The sequence below is a fragment of the Microscilla marina ATCC 23134 genome (genome assembly GCF_000169175.1).
Lineage (GTDB): Bacteria > Bacteroidota > Bacteroidia > Cytophagales > Microscillaceae > Microscilla > Microscilla marina.
Map to the genome: position 1 here is coordinate 202,680 of NZ_AAWS01000005.1, position 18,503 is coordinate 221,182.

At 41.7% G+C, this 18,503-nt stretch carries 11 protein-coding genes; 7 read left to right on the top strand and 4 right to left on the bottom strand.

Annotated elements, in window-relative coordinates; all coding sequences use genetic code 11:
- Positions 1 to 638: 638 nt before the first annotated feature.
- Positions 639 to 1,463, bottom strand: a complete 825-nt coding sequence (locus M23134_RS05905; RefSeq protein WP_002694567.1) for a universal stress protein — start codon at positions 1,461 to 1,463, stop codon at positions 639 to 641.
- A gap of 859 nt (positions 1,464 to 2,322) precedes the next feature.
- Entirely contained in the window at positions 2,323 to 4,806 is a 2,484-nt protein-coding gene (locus tag M23134_RS05910) for a VIT domain-containing protein (protein ID WP_002694569.1), read from the bottom strand.
- Between the two features lie 335 nt (positions 4,807 to 5,141).
- Here M23134_RS05910 and M23134_RS05915 point away from each other — a divergent pair, with 335 nt between their 5' ends.
- From M23134_RS05915 to M23134_RS05925, 3 genes are all read left to right on the top strand, one after another.
- The gene (locus M23134_RS05915) at positions 5,142 to 6,578 is read left to right on the top strand and encodes a sugar MFS transporter (protein WP_002694570.1); all 1,437 of its coding nucleotides are present in this window, start codon (positions 5,142 to 5,144) and stop codon (positions 6,576 to 6,578) included.
- A gap of 772 nt (positions 6,579 to 7,350) precedes the next feature.
- On the top strand, positions 7,351 to 8,013 hold the full coding sequence (locus M23134_RS05920; protein WP_002694572.1) for a TetR family transcriptional regulator C-terminal domain-containing protein: 663 nt from the start codon (positions 7,351 to 7,353) through the stop codon (positions 8,011 to 8,013).
- A 146-nt stretch (positions 8,014 to 8,159) separates the two neighbouring features.
- Entirely contained in the window at positions 8,160 to 9,467 is a 1,308-nt protein-coding gene (locus M23134_RS05925; protein ID WP_002694573.1) for an ABC1 kinase family protein, read from the top strand.
- Positions 9,468 to 9,609: 142 nt separating this feature from the next.
- On the opposite strand, the gene M23134_RS05930 is transcribed toward M23134_RS05925, so the two are convergent.
- On the bottom strand, positions 9,610 to 10,677 hold the full coding sequence (locus tag M23134_RS05930) for a CHAT domain-containing protein (RefSeq protein WP_002694574.1): 1,068 nt from the start codon (positions 10,675 to 10,677) through the stop codon (positions 9,610 to 9,612).
- Between the two features lie 353 nt (positions 10,678 to 11,030).
- On the opposite strand from M23134_RS05930, the gene M23134_RS40960 reads away from it, so the two are divergent.
- The 4 genes from M23134_RS40960 (at position 11,031) to M23134_RS05945 (ending at position 17,659) form a co-directional block, all read left to right on the top strand.
- Positions 11,031 to 11,177 (top strand): hypothetical protein, encoded by a 147-nt coding sequence (locus M23134_RS40960; RefSeq protein WP_002694575.1) that lies wholly within the window; start codon positions 11,031 to 11,033, stop codon positions 11,175 to 11,177.
- Between the two features lie 188 nt (positions 11,178 to 11,365).
- Positions 11,366 to 13,540 carry an ATP-binding protein gene (locus M23134_RS05935; protein ID WP_157558357.1) on the top strand — a complete coding sequence of 725 codons (2,175 nt, stop codon included), beginning with the start codon at positions 11,366 to 11,368 and terminating at the stop codon, positions 13,538 to 13,540.
- Between the two features lie 6 nt (positions 13,541 to 13,546).
- Positions 13,547 to 14,206, top strand: coding sequence for a response regulator transcription factor (locus M23134_RS05940; protein ID WP_002694577.1), 660 nt, complete (start codon positions 13,547 to 13,549; stop codon positions 14,204 to 14,206).
- 882 nt (positions 14,207 to 15,088) lie between these two features.
- Positions 15,089 to 17,659, top strand: a complete 2,571-nt coding sequence (locus M23134_RS05945; RefSeq protein ID WP_053337257.1) for an Ig-like domain-containing protein — start codon at positions 15,089 to 15,091, stop codon at positions 17,657 to 17,659.
- Between the two features lie 153 nt (positions 17,660 to 17,812).
- Here the strand turns inward: M23134_RS05945 and M23134_RS37595 are convergent, their stop codons facing one another.
- A complete protein-coding gene (locus M23134_RS37595; protein ID WP_157558358.1) occupies positions 17,813 to 18,346 on the bottom strand; it encodes an SPOR domain-containing protein in 534 nt (177 codons plus the stop codon).
- Positions 18,347 to 18,503: the final 157 nt, after the last annotated feature.

Below are 18,503 nucleotides of genomic sequence, written 5' to 3' on the forward strand. Positions count from 1 at the left end.
GGATGCACTGTGAATAAATAGCAGTTAACCGTAATAATACTCATCTTTGTAAGTAGTAAATAAATCAGTGGCTTATACATCCAGCAGAGGGATATTAGGTAAACAACTGACTTCATGCCAGGTTAACACCGGGAAAATATGGAAGGTAGTTTATTTCGTGATATGAAATATTTTGTTGTAGTGCTTTTGATCTTGAAATACAAGTTATAACATTTATTATAGGGGTTTTGTTTATTTTACTGGTAATTTATATTGTATTTAATTTTAAATATAATAAATTATTTTGACCTGATTTACTGTGTTGAAGGAAAATAGGAGCTTATTTGAGGGGTTAAAAATGTATTTGAAAGCAAAGTATTGGGAGAAGCAACGCTTTGCATTTTAACCTTTTGTCGTCCTGGTTATAAAACAAGAGTAGAGTTTCTGAACGGTTTTTTAGGTACATTATAAATTTAGTTGTAATACACATATAGTGTCTTCAAACACTCAACTGTTATGCACAAAAAAACCGACAGGTGATAAGGGTTGCCCCAAAACCTGCCGATTAACACTGTGCTTATTATAATATAATTGAGTCAGTGCTTTTGGGCACTGTATCTAAATGATTGGGATAGTTTATATGAGCCACCTTTGAGTGGTTAGTTTTTTAATCCAAAAGTGAGTACCGGACGATTGGCATGGTTCACGACATCTTCGGCTATACTACCCGCAAACCAATGCGCCAAGCCTTTGCGTTGATGTGTACCCATAGCAATCATATCTACCCCCAGGTTTTCGGCAGCGTGAATTACCCCAATTTCTTCGTTTACATCAGACTCTACGTGCAGGGTAAAGTTTTCGAGGTTCGCTTTTTTTACAAACTCATCACTTTGCTCTTTGATCTCGTGCGAGCTCAAAAAAGCATTGGGGGTATTTACATACACCAGATGAATGTGCGCGCCAAAAAACTGTTGGAACTCTTTGAGTATCTCTACTGCCTTTACTTGCTCTTGGCGTAGGTTAGTGGCAAATACCAATGCCTTCACCTCAAAACTATCGGCAGTGTTGCGCACCGTAAGTACAGGGCAGGCAGAAGTTCTCACTATTTTTTCGGTGTTCGAGCCAATCAATATTTCTTCCAACCCACTGGCACCCTGTGTGCCCATTACCACCAGGTCAATGGCTTGATCGGTAATATAAGTTTTAATGACTTTAAAAATACTGCCTATCTCTACCTGAGAACTTACTTTTACACCGTGGTCTTCCTCTGCCATTCTTTTTAAGTGGCTGATAGAGGTGTCTTTCAAGTGCGAAATATAGTCTTGTTCGGTGGCAGTGTAGCCTACCTCAGAAAACGGCATATAAGGCTCTATTACATTCAGCAAAAGTATCTCTGCCTCTGCTTTTTGGGCTATATTTTTGGCTACATTAAATGCGTTGATTGATTGCTCAGAAAAATCGATGGGGACAAGTATTTTTTTCATAACGGTAATTTTATTCAGTGTGTTGATAATTTGATTGTTTACAATATCAATACTCCGCAGTGATTTTAGCCAAAGTTGACTACTGATTAACTTTGTTGAGCACCGATATACATCGGTATCTAAGGACTCGCCAGAGGCTCGGTTATCAGTAGGTTATGATTTTAAAAACTATTTAATTGCACGTTTAGACCTAAAACTGAAACCCTTTTAAAAATAAAGTAGGTAAACAACTTTAGTATAAACTACTGATTAACTTCGTTGAGCTCACAAGTTCGGTTTACAGTATTTAATAAGGTAAATATTTACTCGAATCAGCTATGGACTATGGACTAAATACTATGGACTATTGTAATATCTAATAAACTGATACAAAGATAGAAGTTCAGGCAAATTATTAAAATGATAATTGTCATTTAGCCAATAGACAATCATTAGGTTTTGCCTGACGACAGGCTACCCGTGATTTTGGGCGAAAATGAGCCTGTGGTATGTACCTGTTTTTAGGTAAGTGTTTACCCGGCTTTTGTCTTGACATTTGTTTGTCCAGGCAACGCAGGGTTGGGTATCCAGATAAAAAAAACAACCGCCCAGTGGACAGTTGTTTTTGTGCATAAGAATAAATAAAGGTGTATGAATACAATACTCCGCAGTGATTTTAGCCAAAGTTGGTTGCTGGTTATCAGTTATTGATGAATTTAAAAACTATTTAATTGGGTGTTTAGGCGTAAAGCCGAAACACTTTTAAAAATAAAGCGAGCACACAATCTTAATATAAAATACTGGTTTACAGCATTTAACAAGGTGAACATTTACTCGAATCAGCTATTGACTAAATACTATGGACTATTATGAATAATAACTACCTACCATAAATGAGAAGCTTTTGTCCCACCTTGAGTCGCTTGCTTGGCAACTTGTTCCAGGTTTTTATTTGGCGGGTTTTCACCCCAAAGCGTCGGGCTATTTTCTTGAGCGAATCGCCCGTTTTTACAGTATATGTTTTTTTAGAAATATATATTGTTAATTTTTTACCTGTTTTGAGCGAAGGGCTTTTGCCCAAGTTGTTCCAAAGTTGAAGCTCGGCAACACTGGTATGGTACTTTTTAGCAATAGTGGCAAGTGTCTCGCCAGTTTGTACCTGATGATATACCCGGTTGAGGGCAGGTAACTTTGGCTTATGGTCTTTTTTGTGCTTGCCTGGTATAGCCGTTACCACTACCTCTTGCAAGCCTTTATCTTCAGCGTTTATTGAACTTATCCCCCTTAGGTGTACAGTAGCGGGTGGAGTAGACGATTTTACATCGTTTTTCCTTATATGTCGTGTTCTTGGACGGTATACTTTTGCCCTTTTATAACCTGCCCCCGAGCTAGTATTATAGTTTACCGATCGGTTGTTGCCTATAGCGTGTTTAGATACTCCCTTGGGTAAGGGCAAGGGTTGTTTTACCGATACTATTTTGCCTTCTTTGTTTCTTACCTCTGGCGATATAGCAATAAAAGAAGTGTATTGAGTAAGCAGGTTGTACTTGAGCCCCAACTCAGTAATTTTTTTAATATGCTTTTGGCGGTTGGCACCATAATACTTGCGATAATCATCGTGTAGTTTGATGCGTTCTCTTGCCCACAAGTAGCGAATCGCCTGATTGTTTTCCTGAGTGGCCGAACTTACCTTGATCGTTTTACTGTAGGTTTTGTTGCCCGACAAACCTGTTACCGTGATTTTGCCGGTAGGCTTGCCCTTATATTTTCCATATACAATGATAGGGCGCTCGGCAAACACATCGGGCACTGCCCAGGGCTCAGTGTCGTACACTTGAAACCCATCATACTTGATTTTAATATTGGTCAACACTGGGTTTTGAATATAGTTGCGAAACTTTTCTGCCTTTACGTCAGCTTCTGTACCGTGGGTTACTATAAAAGGTTCGCCCATTCCGGCACGTGCCATTCCTTCTATCAGAAAACGATTGACCGATGAGCCAATGCCAAAAGCAAACAAGTTGGCGCGGTTCAGGTTATTGCGAATCAAATCGAAAGCTTCTTTTTCTACAGTCACATACCCATCGGTTACTACTACAAAAGAGCGTGAGTAATCTTTAGTTTGTTTAAACGCAAGGGCTTTTTTGAGGGCAGGCAATAAGCGGGTGCCACCTCCGCCTCTTTGTTGGTCTATTACCCCAAAAGCCTTCTGGATATTTGCTTGAGTTGCCTCCATAGATTCGGGCGACATCATCTGGTTGCTGCTTTCAAACAACATCACATTAAATTTGTCTTTGGGGCGTAGTTTGCCTATCAGGTTTTTCAACAACCGCTTAGACACACTCAAAGGAAACCCGTGCATAGAGCCCGATACATCTACAATAAACACATACTCTCGGGGAGGGATTTGACTGTTTTTGGGTGCCTTAGGGGGTTGCATCATCATTAAGAAAAACTTCTCGGCATTTTCGTTGTCTTCTTCTTTGCCGCTTGCCACTTCGTTTTCGCCTTCGTATAAAAGCAATCCTGACTGAATTTTACTGCCTGCCAAACGATAACGTACAATGTAATCGCGGTTGCCACCAAATTTTTCTGATTTTTTCAGCTTGATTACCCCAGTAGATTTGTCCTGATAGTTTACGTTCACTTTGTGCGAGGTACACGCCATTTGTTGAATAGGCATGCCAGCGTTGATGGTGGTGTTGATATCAAAAGTATAATTAGGCTTACTTCCTTCTTTGAGGTAAGGGTTTTTGACCCATTTTTCGCCAGCGGTAGCTTTAGCGGCAGGAGTATCAGAGTAGCGCGGGCCTACTACAGTGGGGTAAGAAAATTCGTACACACCATCGGTGGGCACCAACAGTTCGGTATAATGTAGCTCTACTTTGATCAAGTCTTTGGGCAAAATATTCGCCACATTCATTTGAAAAACATTGGGGCGGTGTTGTTCTAGCAATGAAGCCGTCTTTCCTTGTTTTTTGGCAGCCTCGTATTGTGCACGGGCTTTGCCTTTTTCTTCTATTTTGGCAATGAGTTTACGTTCGCCTATGGTCATTGTCATGGCATATACTGCCGCCTGAGTAGACCCCGGAAACACATAAATGGCTTCCAAAGTATTTTTACCTTCGTTTTTGTATACCTGAGTTACGGTTACGTCGGCAATGACCCCTGCCACGTTTACATCTACCTTTGTTTCTTTCAGGGGCATTTGGTCTACCTTAGAGTTTTTACTTTTGACTAAAAAGTAGGGGGACAGGGTTTTAGGGCGCTTTTTTTGTGCTTGCGCGCCAAACCCAATCAACAGCATCAGGGCAAGCAACTGCACCTGAAGCAGGGTGTTTTTTAATTGAATGCTTGTTTTCATAATACATGAAGTTTTTGAGGGTGAAATGTTTTTTGGTTAATTTCCTGTAAGTATTTATTAGGTAGACAAGGCTAAGTGCTAAAGGGAGTAGGGGAGGAGATATTTAGTTAAAATATGAGGTGCTCTATAAATGGGATGTTGGCATAACCTCGACTAGGTACACCTTGTTTTGTAAACAAACTTTAAACGACAAGCCCTATATTGGTGCTTCATGTTGCGCCTATCACAGCAAGTACTTTCTAACTAAAGGTGCCCAAAAATATCATACTTTAACCCGTCATGAGTATATTCGCCCCGATTTAGTCATACCATCATCAAAAACGAGCAACTATCAAATGCAAACAACCCATACACCTGCACCCAATACCCGCTCTAGCGCTACAGGCAAAGACTACCGACAACCATTTTTAGTCATTACCTTTTTGTTTTTCATGTGGGGTTTTATCACCGTCATGAACGACGTGTTGATCAATAGCTTTGAGAAAATATTTAAACTCTCTGCCTTGCAGCAATCTTTGATTCAGCTTTGTTTCTTTGGGGCATTTTTTATCATTTCTTTACTATACTTCCTTATTTCCGCCCGATCGGGCAAAGACCCCGTCAACCAAATAGGCTATAAAAACGGCATGGCCATTAGTTTAGCCATCAGTGGAGTAGGTTGTATGAGTTTTTATCCGGCAGCCCAGACAGCCTCTTATGGCGTATTTTTGCTTGCCCTGTTTGTGTTGGCCACTGGGGTTACCTTATTACAGATTTGTGCCAACCCTTATGCGGCATTATTAGGTGCTCCCGAAACCGCTTCTAGTAGGCTAAACCTGGCCCAGGGGCTCAACTCGTTGGGTACTACGGTAGGGCCACTTATTGGAGTATTGCTTATTTTTAGGGTGTTTTCAAATGGTGTGGCTACCTCGGTATCGGTAGGCAAAACCTATTTGTTGTATGGAGTTATTTTTTTGGTGCTGGCGTTGGTGGTGCGATTTACTTCGTTGCCGCTTTTTCAGAACAACGAAAAAATAGAAAAGGGCTGGGGGGTGCTCAAGTTTAAACATTTACGCCTGGGGGCACTTGCCATCTTTTTTTATGTAGGAGCCGAGGTGTCGGTGGGTAGTTGGCTGGTTAAGTTTCTGATGCTCGACCACATTTCGGGCTTGAGCCGTGAGTCGGCAAATTATTTTCTTGCCTATTATTGGGGCGGGCTCATGATTGGCCGTTTGATGGGTACTGTGTCGTTGGGCAAAGCAAAAGCAAGTACCAAGTATATTATGATGGCGTTGATTTCATTGGGAGTGTTCGCCTTTATTTACTTGATCACTGGCATCAAAAAAGATGAGGGAAATATTACCCTTCAGTTGCTGGCTTTCGACAATGTAGGCGTTTTTCTTCTCTTTTTGTCGCTCAACTATTTTGCTTTTTTGTGGGGAAAATCAAGTCCTTCGCGTTCTTTGAGCATTTTTAGCGTCATCATCATTGCTTTGTTGCTCATAGTGATATTGGGCACGGGAAAACTTGCTTTTTGGGCAGTCATTAGCATTGGTTTGTTCAACTCTATTATGTGGTCTAACATTTTTACTATGGCAATCAAAGACTTAGGCAAATACACCAGCCAAGGTTCATCATTGCTAGTGATGGCTATAGTAGGCGGAGCCATTTTACCTCCTTTGCAAAGCATTATCATCGACCAAGGGTTTATTCAGCTATCATTTTTAGTACCGTTGGTGAGCTATTTTTATATCCTGTATTATGGCGCCGTAGGATATAAGCCAAAAGCGTAATTACGATTTACACTTAAACAAAAATGGTTTTGAGGATGGATTTTGACTAATTGTCTGAATACCAACATTAATCAACCGAAGCTACAGCTTTGCTGTGCTGAGCTCAGCTTCAGCTAATCCTGTAAATCCTAAAACCGAGTCTATTTATAAATCCCGATTCATCGGGGCAGCTTGCTGTGACGAGCTCACCGCAGGTAATCACTTTAATCCTAGTATACAAACAGCTACCTTCTCCTGTATTGGTTCAGGATTTAGCTTGATAACTTCGGTGAATGACGGAACACTTGCTCATTCGGAATCCTGTAATTATTTTTTTTCACGCAATTCCTAAAATAAGTTATTTGCGTACATTAGAGCATTACTCAGGTCACCCTGCGGTAAGACCTTTGCGTGGGGTAGTGGTTTGAATTGGATTGTCTATATTAAAACCAACATCCAACCTACCAGAATTTTATGACGACGCTAAAAAAATCTGGCAGGTTTTCGAGGCTAACCGCTTCAGGTGGTAGAATCCTCCCAATTCCCAACTACTAACTAACAAATTCATAAATCACTGAAAATAAGTGTGCTATGAATTTGTTAGCTACCTATGGAATAGGAGGTGGTTTTCGATTTGTCGCTTAAAACTTGCTGGGGCTACTAACTCCCGACTCTTGACTCCCAACTATTAACTCTCAACTTTTTTCAAACTTTCCTCTTCTCTGTCAAGTTACATACACATATACATACAATTTTGACAAAAACCTTGTAATACATATATAAACTGGAAAAAATGACAACAAAACCAGAAGAGAAAACAGACGAGAAAATAAGAGAAGGCTACCTTACTTATGTACTTGAGCACAACGAAGCTCCCGGCTCGGCGTATAAGCTGTGTAAGTTTATCGATTTACCCGAAGAAGAGTTTTACCAGCACTACACTACCGTAGATGCCGTAGAAAACGACATTTGGAAAAGCTTTTTTGACAAAACTGTAGACCGCATAGAGCAAGACGAGGTGTATGCCAGCTATACCGTGCGCGAAAAGTTATTGGCTTTTTATTTTACCTGGATAGAAGAACTCAAAGGCAAGCGTAGTTTTATACTGGCAGTATACAACGCTAAAAAAAGTCGGGGGATACGTCCCGAAGACTTCAAAGTATTCAAAGAGTTTAAGCAAGCGTTTAAAGAATATTGTCACATGTTGGTCAATGAGGGGTTGGAAAGTGGCGAAATTGTCGAGCGCCCATACATTACCAAGCAATACGCCAAGGCGCTGTGGGTGCAGGTACTTACTATTCTTAAGTTTTGGATCAAAGATACCAGCAAAGCGTTTGAAAAAACCGATACTTTTATCGAAAAATCGGCCAACCTCGGTTTCGATCTGATGGGGCAAACCCCGTTTGACTCTGCCTTTGATTTTATGAAGTTTGCTTTCCAAAGCAGAATGAAGTAAGTAGATAATATTGTTGCGCTTCGCTCATTATTACATTGTTAGAATGGTTGCGTAAAGCGTTGCATTGATAATCGTACAAAAACTCTGGTTGCTTTTACCCCGTTGTAAATTCCGCATAGCGGGCAACTCAGCTTAAACATTAACGAATGAAGTCACAAAAAAAAATACCTACATCAAAAGTTCAACGTGCCACCAAATTTGTGAAAACAGGTGTAAAAGTGGGAGGCAACTATATCAAGCATTACGCAAAAAAAGCGGTCAACCCTTCACTTAGTAAAGAGCAGTTACATGAAGACAACGCCCGCGATATTTATAACTCGTTGAGCGAGCTTAAGGGAAGCGCCCTTAAGGTAGCCCAAATGATGAGTATGGAGAAAAACGTATTGCCCAAAGCCTACACCGACCGCTTTACGATGGCTCAATACAATGCGCCCCCCTTGTCGGGACCGTTGGTAGTCAAAACTTTCAAGCAATACTTTGGTAAATCGCCTCAGGAAATTTTTGATATATTTAATATGGAAGCCGTCAATGCTGCTTCTATAGGGCAAGTACACGAGGCCTTTATTGGCGACAAAAAACTGGCGGTAAAGGTGCAGTATCCTGGGGTAGCCGATAGCATAGAGTCTGACCTGAAAATGGTACGCCCTTTTGCCCAGCGTTTACTCAAGCTCAATGAGAAAGACATAGACAAGTACATGGGCGAAGTAAAAGAAAAGCTCACCGAAGAAACCAACTATGAGCTGGAGCTGGCGCGTTCGGTTGAAATATCGGAAGCAATCAGAGCTGCCAACCTGGGCGACTTGGTGTTTACCAATTATTATCCTGAATACTCAAGTACCCGTATTTTGACCATGGATTGGCTGGAGGGAGATCACCTGACTGATTTTATGCAAACCAACCCTTCGCAAGAAGTGCGCAACAAGATAGGACAACTGTTGTGGGATTTTTATGACTTTCAGATGCACACCATCAAAAAAGTACACGCCGACCCTCATCCGGGTAATTTTCTGATGCGCGAAGATGGCTCCTTGGGAGTGATTGATTTTGGTTGTGTCAAAGAAATTCCTCACGATTTTTATGATTTATACTTCGTAGTGCTTCAGCCCAACATTCTGGACAATGAAGTGCTGCTCGATGAGGCGTTGTATGCGCTTCAGTTTTTGTATGAGGACGATACCCCCGAAGAAATCAAGTTCTTTAAGGGCATTTTTCAGCAAATGATTGATCTATTGTGTCGCCCATTTAGGTACGATACTTTCGATTTTGGCAATGATGCCTATTTTGAAGAACTATTTAGGTATGGAGAAAAACTATCTAATATGAAAGAGCTACGCGAAAGCACCAAATCACGCGGTTCACATCATTCGTTGTACCTCAATCGCACCTATTTTGGGCTCTACTCTATGCTCAACGAGCTTAAGGCAAATATTCGGATTACCAAACCCTTTGCTTAAATCGTGTGGGTAGGATGATGAGGTTGAGTTGTTTTGCTAGGGCCAATGGCAGAACAACTCTATTTACTTCATAGCCTTACTCTTTTGCCTTAATTTCTATAGTGATATGCTTCCCTATTATGCGGCGCCTCGCGAAACAATCCTAAAAATTGACGTCTCCCTCAATATTACTATGGTTGATTTGGTTTTTTACTTCCCCATGATTATACACGTTCTTGTTTTCTACTACCTTGTCATTACTTATAAGGGGCACCTCAGGTGGCAAAGTATATTCAAGATACGCCTCATCCAGCGTGTACAATCGCCAAGGCAACTCCTCGTCCTCCTTAGGGTTACGTGTGGTAGACCCACACCAAAGCATAGGCGTTGCCTCTATTCTATGCCTCTTGCCTTGTCCCCCCTGCATAGCCCCTATATAATGGCAAGTGCTCTCGAAAGCCTCTCGAATGTTATCACCACTGGCAATATTGCCATAAAACTGCACGGCAAAATCGCTGGCAAGCTTATCGCCCACCGCCACCCGTGTAGCAATCACTGATTTTACCCCCGCCTCAAACAAGGTTTTCACATGAGAATGAGTAGAACAACCATTCAAAAACACCAATTGCAACGAGTCTTTATTACGTTGGGCAAGTTCTTTGGCAAGTGGTGTAAAAAAGCTATCGTGGTCTACCAGCTTGAGCCCCACACTATTGGCGTGCCCTCCATAATGAAAAATAGCAATGCGGTTTTTCCACTTTTTCAGAAACTCAAAATAATCTGCCAAGTGAGTGTCACTTCTCACTATGTGTTTGCATTGCTTCTCATCTAAAGGCATTAGTGTAGATTGAATAGCATTTTGTTCTTGAGTCAAGTACTCAAGGTCTTGTTTGGGGTTGGCAAACACTGTAAGCACCACCGGCAAGGGCGAGTTTGTCCCCTTTGTTGCGTCTAATGATTGCCCCGTGATTTTCTCCACTTCCTTTTTTATCAAATTTGCGAGTTGGTCGGGGGGCACATCGGCAGCCCCCATGTACTGCGCTTGTTGTAGAAAGTCTGCTTGTATTTCGGCAATATTTTTCTGCCTCAAATCAATCTCCGCCTGGTGGCTTTGGCGCATTTCGGGGTCATTTGCGTTGTTTTTGAGGGCACGATAGCGCACAATTACTTGATATTCGGCTTGCACCTGTGTTTTGAGTGCCTCAATGAAAGAGGGGGGAAATGAATGCATGGATTGTTAAATGTTGAGTTGAAAGTAAGCTTAGCCATATTTTTTGAAATTGGCAACAAAATATCGTAAAAAATCGTGTTACTTTGATGCTTTGCTGGTGCACACTGTTCACCTATGCGTCATCACCTCAATCTACCTACCTAGAATCGCCTATTTTGCTACTTTAGCGGAAAAAAACAGCCTTGCAAAAGTCTGAAGGCAAAGCAACTTTAGCCTAACTTATCCCCAATTTATTTGACTTACTTCCTTACAAACCCTGAGGAGAAAAATCATTGGTTTTGAGGAGAAAACTAAGCAACATAACCCAGATATTTGCTACCGTAATTTATTTATAAACTTAAAAACTAAATGTCATGAAATTTTTAAATGCAACATTCCAAAAGCCCACTTTCCCAAATTTTGGCATAGTATACCAGACGCAACAAGCGCCAGGAGGTGAGGGGAGTACCTCTGATGATGAAGCTGGTGAAGATGAAAAACCAACGGATGACCGCGACTAAGGCAACCTTGGAATGAGATGATGATAGGCAATGGGTACTTTCTTAGGTATAGAAAGGGCTCATTGCCTCCTTAAGTGCACAAAACCAGGAAAACAGTGAAACAAACAATTTCTTTTTTACAGAAAAAAAATGAATTTGAGGTGTTTAAAATATTTTGCTCACCTTTCAAACTCAATCCTTATACCACCATGACACAGCTATTTTATACTTGGGCGCTCCACCTACTGCTTGCCTCTGCCTGCCTTGCCCAAACCAAAACCCAACTCAAAACGATTGACAGTCTTAAGGCACGGGTGGTTCAAGCTAACTTGCCTGATACGGCAAAAGTAGATGACTTGAACGAGCTTGCCTGGCTGCACCGCAACTTTGACAATAAAGCTGCTTTAGGCTATGCTACCCAAGCCAAAGTACTTGCCCAACAAGTTGAGTATAAATCAGGGCTTGCTACCGCTTATAATCGTTTGGGGGTGATGCACAAGAACAAGGGAGAGTATGAGCCAGCGCTAAAATATTACAGTGAGGCGCTTGACATTGAAAGTGCCTTACAGCATAATTATGGAGTTGCTCGCTCTTATAACCAAATAGGCTTGGCCTGGCTCCAACAAAAGGAATATAAAAAAGCATTAAAATACTTTCAGAGAAGCCTCCAGTTTTTGAAAAAAAGTAAAAAAGCTGAAAAATCAAATCTGGCGATTCGCAAGGTTAATATGGCAATTTGTTATAAAAATATCGGGAATACTCCTTCTGCTATTCAGCTCTATTTGCAAGCTATAGATATATACAAACAAAATACTAAAAAGAGAAGGCTTAATCGTTTGGCGAAGTGTTATTTAGGTTTGGGTGGTTTATACCAAAAAACAAATCATTTCAAAACAGCCAGAACATATACCTTGAAAGCAGTAGGTATTTTTGAAAAAAGGCGAAATAAGAGGCTTTTAATCAAAACTTATAATCAATTAGGGGTTTTGCACTACAAAGTAGGTGACTATGAAAGAGCCCTGAGGTATTATTACCAAAACTTGCACTTACGAGAAAAGTTAGGCTCTACCCAAAATATTCAAGGGGTATATAATAATATGGGTTTAACCTATTTACAGTTAGCCAGCGTAGACAGTGCCCAATATTTTATAAAAAAAAGCCTTACGCTTTCGCTTGAAAAAAATGATTTACAGACCCTTGCTCAAGCGTACAACAACCAAGGTTTGGCATTGACCAAGGTCAAAAAATACATAAATGCTACCGAGTATTTTACTAAAGCATTGCAGTTTTCGGAGAAGGTGGGAGATAAGGCAAACCGTCAGGATGCATTAGAAAACCTCAGCAACGCCTACGCCAAAATGGAACAGTACGACAACGCCTTCCAATACTTTGATCAATATAAAAATGCGCGCGATTCGTTAGAAACCAACTTTCGAAAGGCAATGGATTACAAAGACAATTACGAAAAGGAAAAACATAAACGCGAATTGCTGGAGAAAGACCAAAAAATAAAAAGTGCCGAACTTGCCCACCTCAAAGAATATTCGTTTAGGCAAACCTTGGCAAACTACTTTTTGGGGGTAGGTTTGCTCTTGTTGCTCATCATTGTGTTTGCCATTGTAAAAAACTATCAGGAACGCCGCAAGGTGCACCGAAAACAACAAAAAATAGATAAATTGCTCAACGACCAAGAGTTTATTGCCTTGAGCAAAATGCTGGAAGGACAAGAAAAAGAACGCGAACGGGTAGCCCAAGACTTGCACGATAGGTTAGGGGGGATGTTATCGGTGGTGAAAATGCAATTTACTGCCTTGAGCCAGTCGGTAGATTGGGTACAGCCCGAACACGAGCAAAGGTATGACAAGGCAATGAACCTACTCGACGAAACCTGTAACTCGGTGCGCAAGGTATCGCACGATATTTCGGCGAAAGCCTTACAAAAATTTGGCTTGATTCCCGCGCTCAACGACTTAAAATCAAACATAGAAGATACTCAAGCCTTGACCATAGAGGTGATAGATACAGGCTTTGAAAAGCAACGCCTGCCCGCCAAATACGAGGTGCAAGTATACCGCATTGTACAAGAGCTATTGGGCAATGTGCTCAAGCATGCCGATGCTCAAGAGGTAGAAATTCAACTCTATTGGAAACATAAAGAAGCCAACTTGCACATTAGCGTAGAAGACGATGGACGGGGCTTTGATGTGGTAGAAGCTCAAACTAAAAGGGGCATTGGGCTGGCGGGGCTTGAGTCTAGAGTAAAGTTGCTCTCAGGAACACACAGCATAGACTCTAGCCTGGGCAAGGGCACGGCAGTGATGCTGGACATTCCTGTATCATTTGAAACCAACGAAATAGAAGAAACCAAGCAACCAAAAAAGTAAACCATTATGCAAGACAAAGAAAAAATTAAAGTAATTATTGCTGACGACCACCACATGGTATTGGAGGGGCTAGAGGCGTTGATTAAAGTAACCAATGACATAGAAGTAATAGGGCTTGCCTATAACGGGCACCACGCTTTTAAACTATTGGAACTGAATCAACTAGATGTAGACATTGCGGTGTTAGACGTAGACATGCCTGTACAGGATGGCTTAGAAACTACCCGGAAGATCAGGACTGAATATCCTAACATCAAGGTGTTGATTTTGACCATGCACAACAACGAGTCTTACATCAAAGAAATCATTGCGGCGGGTGCTTCGGGTTATATTCTTAAAAATAGAGGTGCTAGTGAACTAGTTAACGCTATTCGCACCATTTATGCGGGCGAAGAGTATTTTAGCAAAGCCGTGACCGATACCCTCATTAAGAGTATTCAAGAGAGTAAAAAAGCCAAGCCAAACCCTCAGGTAAAATTGACCAAAAGAGAAAAGGAAGTACTTGCCTTGATAGGCAAAGGAATGACTACGAAGGAAATAAGTAAGCAATTGTTTATTGCTGACACTACAGTAGAAACCCACCGCCGAAACCTGATAGATAAGCTAGAGGTGAAAAACAGCAAAGAGTTGATTTTGTATGTGGCAAAAAACAAAGAGAGCAAATAATAAGGTAGGCCATGACACAACAAACCTAGGCGTTGTTGGTGGGTATTCATCGATACCATCCCAGCAGCGAAGACGTAACCACTCTGAGAGGTTGCGCAAACAATGTAAATGCCATGAAAGACTATTTTTATCGGCAGCAAGCCAACGCAACCAATATTCATTGAGCAAGCCTTTGATCGATAAAGAGAGAAGTAGGGGAGAGCGAGGGGTCTATTGATAAGGGCTTGTTTAATTTCATAGCGCTCTGTGGTTAAAGCGGCCATTTAGAGTTTGTTTAAAATTAGCCGAAAAAACTACCCCGAAGACAAGTTTGGAGAGCCCTGTTTCACCTTCTAAAAACAATATTTAAACTGATTTTGAAGGAACCAACCGAACTACAGCAAAGGTTTGGGTTCTTTTTTTTATCCATCTACCAATTCTTAATTGATTGATCTCTGGCAAAGTCACTATGATCGTTACATTTCGGAGTCATTTCCTTAAGAATGTTTTGCCAAAAAGAGCAGGCACGTTTTCTGAAATATGAAGTAGTTGTGATTAAATTTCCGATTTGTTTTTTGTCAATTTTCTTACTTGAGCAGACAAATATCAACAAGTTGTATATAGCAACTTTTGTAAACATCAGAAGTTTAAATTATTGACTGTCAGCAGTAAGTAAGGTAAACATTTGATTTTTTCTCTGAAAATGTTTTTTACCTGTTTTTTAGCCAAAAAGATACCTTAAGTGCCCTTTGAGGGCTATTTGAGTACCATTTTGGAAATCATACATGGAAATGCCTACAATTATGCTTGCTTGTTTACTTTTTGTTTACTTGGTATTTGGGCAGTTGCTTCCTGTTTACCGTTGTGGTTAGCAAAATATTACTAAACCAAAAGTTTATCAAGATGCATAAAATCAAATGGACCTATCGGTACTTGATGCTTGCGATACTTGCTGTATTGCCCTATTTATTAACTGCGCAAAATGTGACCGATCAACGGCAGCATTGCAATGGTATACCTGTATGGAGCGCGTCTCAGGTATATTCTGCAGCTGGCAATGTGGTGACTTATCAAGGTAAAAAGTACCGCAACAAATGGTGGACAAAAAACGAAAGCCCAACTAAATCAATGAACGCCAACCCCTGGCAGTATCTAGGCGACTGTGCAGCCGGGGCATTGGCGATTGTAGAGCCAACCGCCAATACCTTAGTGGCCACAGGTAGCACCGTGGGCATCAAAGCATTGGTTTCGGGGGCTTCGGTCAACGTAGCCAGGGTAGAATTCTATGTAGGAAACCAAAAACTGGGACAAGACCTCAGTGCTCCTTATACCTTTGTGTGGCAAAACGCCTCCCAAGGCACACATAACCTGGTGGTCAAGGCTTACGGATCAGATAATACCGAGCTGGGGCGAGATCAAATAAGTATAAAAGTAGCCGACAATACCCAAGGCGACTGTTGGGGAATACCTGCCTGGAGTGCTACTCAAGTATATGCAAAACCAGGCAATGTGGTGGCTTACCAAGGCAAAAAATACCGCAACAAATGGTGGACAAGAAACGAGCGTCCAGCGGGTACAGATGGCAATCCGTGGGAGTTGTTGGGCGATTGTGGGGGAGGTAGTGGCAATGTACCGCCTACTGTAGGCTTTACCCAACCTGCCAATAACAGCCAATTTCGCGATGGTCAATCTATCGATTTACGAGCCACTGCTCAAGACTCAGATGGTCAGGTAACCAGTGTAAAATTTTATGCCAACAACACCCTCTTGGGTGAAGCGACCAGCGCCCCTTACGCATTTGCCTGGAACGGAGCCTTGGCAGGCCAGTATCAATTGACTGCAATAGCCCAGGACAATGATGGGGCAACTACCACTTCGGCCGCCATTACGGTATCGGTAGTGAGTGGGCAACCCCCAGCCGTAAGCATTACCTCGCCTAACAGTGGCAGTCAGTTTGCCCAAAATACCGCCATTACGATTAAAGCCAATGCCTCTGACGCAGATGGTACAGTGACGAAAGTAGCGTTTTATGCCAACGGTCAAAAGTTGGGCGAAGCCACCAACGCTCCTTACCAGTTTACCTGGAACAATGCCCCGGCAGGACAACACCAGCTGACGGCAATAGCCACCGACAACGAAGGAAAAACAACGACCTCGGCCACAGTATGGATACAAGTGGGCAATAGCACGCCTAACCCGGCATTGCCCAAACATTTGGTGGTAGGTTACTGGCATAATTGGAACTTGTGGTCAGCGCCTTACATGCCCCTTCAGGAGGTACCCGTGGGCTATAATGTAATATGTGTGGCTTTTGCCATACCTGTATCACACACAGATATGACGATGACTTTTGCCCCGGCGCAAGTGTCTAAAGCAGCCTTTATTGCCGATATCAAGGCAACCCAGCAAAGAGGCACCAAAGTGCTTATCTCTATAGGAGGAGCCACTGCCCCTATAGAACTCAAAACTGAAGCCGATCGCCAAAAATTTATTACGTCTATGCGTACCATCATTACTGAATATGGTTTTGATGGAATGGACATAGATGTAGAAGGTTCTTCAGTGATTTTGGATCCAGGTGATACCGATTTCACCCAGCCTACCACGCCCAAGGTCAAAAACCTGATTTCGGCCACCCGCACTTTGTGCAATGAGTTTGGCGATGATTTTATTTTGAGTGCGGCTCCTGAGGTGCAATATTTACAAGGAGGTTTTGCCAACTATGGAGGAGCTTTTGGGGGCTACCTGCCTGTGATACACGGGCTAAGAGACAAGCTTACTTATGTTCACCCACAGTTGTATAACACAGGAACTCAGTTTGGACCTGACAATCAAATTTATGCCCAGTCTACGGCAGATTTTGCGGTGGCAATGAGCGAAATGTTGTTGAGAGGTTTTCCGGTAGGACGAAACACCAATGCGATGTTTCCCCCACTGCGTCAAGACCAAGTAGCTATAGGTTTGCCCGCAAAGCCTGAAGCGGCTCCTGCAGGTGGTTATTTGGCACCCGCCAAAGTACATCAAGCGCTCGATTACTTAATGAAAGGCACCTCTTTTGGTGGCAGGTACACGTTGCAAAATGCCAGTGGCTATCCTGATTTTAGGGGAGTAATGACCTGGTCGGTCAATTGGGACAAAACCAATGCTTATGAGTTTGTGAATAACCATGCGCCTTATTTTAACTCTAAAACCAAAGGGGGTAAAAAATCGACAATGCTTCAACTCAAGAGTTACCCTAACCCTATGAAGTCAGCCACTACCTTGAGCGTAAATACCCATTATACATCCAATACTACTATATTGGTTTTTAATCGTCAAGGCAATGTAGTCAAGCAGTTGTGTCAGAATAAGCAACTTGCCAAAGGGCAGCACAGTTTTTATATCAACCTGGAAGGGCTCCCCGATGGAGTATATTATTGTACTGCCATTCAGGAAGGTAAAACGGTACAATCGGTGAAAATTATTAAAAAATAGCTGTAGGTAAAGCGCTTTGATAGTATAAAAAAAGGGTTGACATCATCGAGTATGTCAACCCTTTTTTACTTTTTATGTTAAAATTAAGTGGGCAGATTTGCTTTCTCAATGCTTAGGGTAGCTCGCCCATTCTCTGTCAGCTACAAGGCTGTTTTAGTCGCCATAATCTACAGTAACCGTTACTATAGAAGGAACAATCATTGCCGACGGAAACTCTCTCTTAAGTCTTTTGAAGACTTTTACATACTCATATTTTTCCAGAAAATCGCCCACCTTAATACGATAAGTAGGAGACTTGTACTCCATGTAAGGGCGCAAGTGTGGGAATATTTCATAAGAACGACGACGTGCTTTAGCAGCCATTGCTTTGCTGCGTCCACGGTATATCTGAATACGGTAACCCTCGTACCGCTCGCGGTGAATACCAAACTTTTTAGATATAGGATTGTCCAGGATAGCATTTAAAGCTTCGGTGATGTAAAATTTAAAATCAGTAGCATTCATTTCCATTGGCACATTGATAACCAATCCTTTACCATCAAATTTTTCAATAGAATAGTCGTACTTAAGCCTTTTCGCCGAAAGGTTTTCTTTTACATCTTTTTTCGTTTGTGGCACACCTTTAGGTGTACAACTCGCCAGCCACATCAACATGGCAAACATTCCAAAAGTAGTAATTCTCTTCATAGGTGTATAGTTGATTAATTTTCTTGTATGCACTGAAGCTGCCTGTTGGTATCTGTCGATACATAGTTCCAGTTTTTTTATTAGTGTAGGTTTGGTTATAAAAAGTAAACACCAAAGCCTAAAAAAACTTCGGTGTTTACCTTGGGTTGTTGATTGG

What these genes read in the sequence shown, in the direction of transcription:
- M23134_RS05905 (WP_002694567.1), bottom strand. Translation starts at nt 1,463, where the DNA reads ATGAAAAAAATACTTGTCCCCATCGATTTTTCTGAGCAATCAATCAAC.
- M23134_RS05910 (WP_002694569.1), bottom strand. Translation starts at nt 4,806, where the DNA reads ATGAAAACAAGCATTCAATTAAAAAACACCCTGCTTCAGGTGCAGTTG.
- M23134_RS05915 (WP_002694570.1), top strand. Translation starts at nt 5,142, where the DNA reads ATGCAAACAACCCATACACCTGCACCCAATACCCGCTCTAGCGCTACA.
- M23134_RS05920 (WP_002694572.1), top strand. Translation starts at nt 7,351, where the DNA reads ATGACAACAAAACCAGAAGAGAAAACAGACGAGAAAATAAGAGAAGGC.
- M23134_RS05925 (WP_002694573.1), top strand. Translation starts at nt 8,160, where the DNA reads ATGAAGTCACAAAAAAAAATACCTACATCAAAAGTTCAACGTGCCACC.
- M23134_RS05930 (WP_002694574.1), bottom strand. Translation starts at nt 10,677, where the DNA reads ATGCATTCATTTCCCCCCTCTTTCATTGAGGCACTCAAAACACAGGTG.
- M23134_RS40960 (WP_002694575.1), top strand. Translation starts at nt 11,031, where the DNA reads ATGAAATTTTTAAATGCAACATTCCAAAAGCCCACTTTCCCAAATTTT.
- M23134_RS05935 (WP_157558357.1), top strand. Translation starts at nt 11,366, where the DNA reads ATGACACAGCTATTTTATACTTGGGCGCTCCACCTACTGCTTGCCTCT.
- M23134_RS05940 (WP_002694577.1), top strand. Translation starts at nt 13,547, where the DNA reads ATGCAAGACAAAGAAAAAATTAAAGTAATTATTGCTGACGACCACCAC.
- M23134_RS05945 (WP_053337257.1), top strand. Translation starts at nt 15,089, where the DNA reads ATGCATAAAATCAAATGGACCTATCGGTACTTGATGCTTGCGATACTT.
- M23134_RS37595 (WP_157558358.1), bottom strand. Translation starts at nt 18,346, where the DNA reads ATGAAGAGAATTACTACTTTTGGAATGTTTGCCATGTTGATGTGGCTG.